The 3,285-nt window shown below is 39.1% G+C and carries 2 protein-coding genes and 1 pseudogene; 2 read left to right on the top strand and 1 reads right to left on the bottom strand.

Annotated features, from left to right (window positions below):
- Positions 1-210, bottom strand: a pseudogene (locus tag SORDD16_RS11700) (ISL3 family transposase); the annotation flags it as partial.
- 346 nt (positions 211-556) lie between these two features.
- Here SORDD16_RS11700 and SORDD16_RS04250 point away from each other — a divergent pair.
- Both SORDD16_RS04250 and SORDD16_RS04245 read left to right on the top strand, forming a co-directional pair.
- Positions 557-1,330 (top strand): ABC transporter ATP-binding protein, encoded by a 774-nt coding sequence (locus tag SORDD16_RS04250; RefSeq protein WP_061452493.1) that lies wholly within the window; start codon positions 557-559, stop codon positions 1,328-1,330.
- On the top strand, positions 1,320-3,285 hold a 1,966-nt coding region (locus SORDD16_RS04245), incomplete at its 3' end, for an FtsX-like permease family protein (RefSeq protein ID WP_241733976.1). The genes SORDD16_RS04250 and SORDD16_RS04245, both read left to right, overlap by 11 nt.

Genomic DNA, 3,285 nt, shown 5'->3' with positions numbered 1-3,285 from the left:
TTGGCATTTGAGTAAGGGTGCTATGTACTCTTTGTACTTTCTAAAGGTTTTAAAAGCTGTTCGAAAAGCCTTATCAACACTGTCTAGATTGTCCTCAATCAATCCAAAAATTTCGTTTGTTCGTTTCTCTTGAAAATGGAAAAGTAGGAGCTGGTAAAGATTGCACTAATAGCGGAGTTCATCGGAAAGCTTGATTTTATAACTTAATAAACTCTACTTGTGTGTTTACACAAAATTATTAACAGAACCTAAAATCCAATATCTTAGTAACAATGAGCTGTTAGAACTTTACTCTCAGTTGCTTACATTAAACTTTAAAAATGATATTAAAAAACGTTCAATAAGATGGCGAAAAGAAGTTGTTAAAAAGAAAATAACCTTGTTGAGAACTCAACTCCTCTTTTTAAATCCCTAAAGCCATGCTATAATATAGTAAGTATAAGTCCAATAACCTGACTATAAATGTCAGCGATAAAGATTTCTTACATCATCCGTAAGTGTTATTCTACTCTGATTCATATTATAATGAAAGTAACAAAAGATGGAGGTGTTTCGCATGGAAACAATTTTACGAGTAGAATCATTAACAAAGCATTATGGAAAAGAGCCGAATATCACCAAGGCCTTGAACAGCATATCTTTTAAAGTTGTCAAAGGCGAGTTCTTAGGGATTATGGGGAGTAGTGGCTCTGGGAAAACAACCCTTCTTAACTGTCTCGCTACTATCATCAAACCAACTGACGGGTTCATTCAAATGCAAGAAAAGGATTTAGGTCAGTTAAAAGGTAGTCAGTTAGCTGATTATCGCGGTAAGGAAATTGGCTACCTCTTTCAGAACTTTGAGCTTTTGGACAATATGACAGCCAAAGAAAATATTTTACTTCCCTTGTCTTTGCACAAGGTCAATGCTAACGAAAGCAAGGTTCGGTTAGAATTGCTTTCCCAATATCTGGATATTTCTGAACTTCTGGATAAGTTCCCATCTCAATTATCAGGTGGTCAACGGCAAAGAGTAGCTGCTGCGCGTGCCTTGATTTTAGACCCTAAGATTGTATTTGCAGATGAGCCCACAGGAGCTTTGGATTCAAAAAATGCGACCATTTTGATGCAGAAATTATCCGAAATGAATCAAGTGGAAGAAACCACCATTCTCATGGTGACCCACGATTCCGTCGCTGCCAGTTTTTGCAACCGCATCTTGTTTATCCAAGACGGAAAACTATTCCATGAAATTCGACGCGATTACCCAAGAGAGAGTCAAGAAGACTTCTATCATAGAATACTAAAGGTCATGTCTACGCTGGCTGGAGGTGATGGCAATGTTTTCTAAATTAGTTTCAAGAAACAGCAAGAGGGATCGAAAGAATAATGACTTGTACTTCAGTTCTATGGTTCTTTCTATTATCTCCTTTTACATCATCCTTTCTTTGTCTCATCAAGATGTGATGATCTTTCTAAAACAAATAGAAAGTGATGCTGTAAATAAACTCTTTAGCATGATTCCCATTCTTTACGTAGCAACGCTCTTTATTCTCTTTTTTCTAGTCTACTTCGCAAGCAGTATGCAGATGGAAAGGAGAAAACATGAATTTGGTGTCTATCTCACACTAGGCATGCGAAGAAGTAAACTGTTCTTGTTGCTCCTACTCGAGGATTTGAGAAACAGTGTCCTTGCCCTTGGAATAGGTCTTCCTATTTCTATCTTGATTTCAGAACTGATCAGCCTAATAACCGCTAAAATTGTAGGACTAGGGATTATTGAGCATCAATTTTCTCTATCTACTACGGCTCTACTCTATACAGTCATCGGCTTCCTAGCTGTAAAATTAGCTGTCTTTGTTCTTTTAAGTGCAAAGACGGCCAATAAGGAAATCGGAAACCTGCTTTCCTATTCACCTTCTGGGATGAAAAAACTACTTCCCAAGGGTGTGTACCTTCTTGCTTCTGCCCTCGGAATTTTGCTTCTAGGAACAGCCTATTACTTGGGTATGAGTGGACGAGCTTGGGAGAGTGTCATCACCATGGGCATCACTGTTCTCTTGGGTACTCTGGGAACCATCCTCCTCTTCTTTGGTATGCGTTTGTTTATAGACTTTTTGGTCAATCTTGGAAGTAATCGAAAACTCCATACCTATAATTTTAGACAGATTCAGGAATTAGTTATCCAGCGCTCAACTATACTAGCCATCTGCTCCCTCTTAATCTTCTCTGCCTTGTGCCTCTTTGGAGCAGGTGTTGCTATTGCAAGTGGCAATTCAGGCAATCAAACCCACGTATTGGATTATACATTTAGAGATAGCAAGCAGGAAACAGATGAAAATCTTGATGTAAATACAGTAAAAAAAGAGCTTGAAGCTGCTGGACTAGCATCACAGTTTTCAAAGATCCTACAAATCAAAGTCGGCAAACCTAAAGAACATGAGTCCGTGTCCTTCGAACAGGTCATCAAGGAGTTGAAAACTCAAAAAGACAGCAAGAATAAGGAAGTCTTACTCCACAATTTTGAACAGTCTACTACTTCCCACCTCATACCAGCTTCCGAATACAATGAACTTAGAAAGGCTGCCAATCTCCCTCCTCTAGAACTAACTAGTAAGAATGCCTACTTGTATATGGGGAAAGATTTTCTGTCAGATGAGAGTCTTGTCAACTCTGTTCTAAAAACAGAACCTCAAATCAAAGTCATGGGAAATGATGTAAAATTGATTGGAGAGGTACAGTCTTTACCAATCGTAACGGATCGTGAAATAACCCTCTCTGTTGCCCTCATAGTCCCAGATGAGACCTTTATGAGCTATACAGACGGTCGCTATTCGAACTATGTCAGCGGTATCTTGGCTCCTGAGCTAGTCAAGGAGAAAGGTCTGGTGAGAGCTATCTCAGATACCAATGAAAAACTAAATCAAACCTCTCTTGGCTATGAAAGCTATATACAAAATATGGGAAGACAATTATTTTACATTATCTCTGCCAGCTATGTCACCATCTATCTGGCTATCATCTTCCTTGTTGTTGCAAATACAATCATTGGCGTTCAATTTTTGATGGGGCAGAGACAATCCTACAGACGATACCAAACCTTGATCCATCTCGGAGCCAACTACGAAACTCTTTGTAAATCGTCAGAAAAGCAAATCAACTGGTATTTCGGTCTGCCAATAGCCCTTGCACTTATTAGTAGTAGCTTCGGTGTGAGCTCCCTCCTCACAGGAATAGTACCAGCTAGTGCAAGAATAGCCATGGGGCAGAAATTTATCACAGCCATGCTAATAGTACTGCTCTTAG

It is taken from the genome of Streptococcus oralis (assembly GCF_001578945.1).
Classification (GTDB): Bacteria; Bacillota; Bacilli; order Lactobacillales; family Streptococcaceae; genus Streptococcus; species Streptococcus oralis_Q.
The sequence above is the reverse complement of the archived record's forward strand: the minus strand, read 5'-3'. Positions and strand labels throughout refer to the sequence as shown.

Excerpts from the sequence above, each read along its gene's own strand:
- SORDD16_RS04250 (WP_061452493.1), top strand. The coding sequence starts at position 557 with ATGGAAACAATTTTACGAGTAGAATCATTAACAAAGCATTATGGAAAA.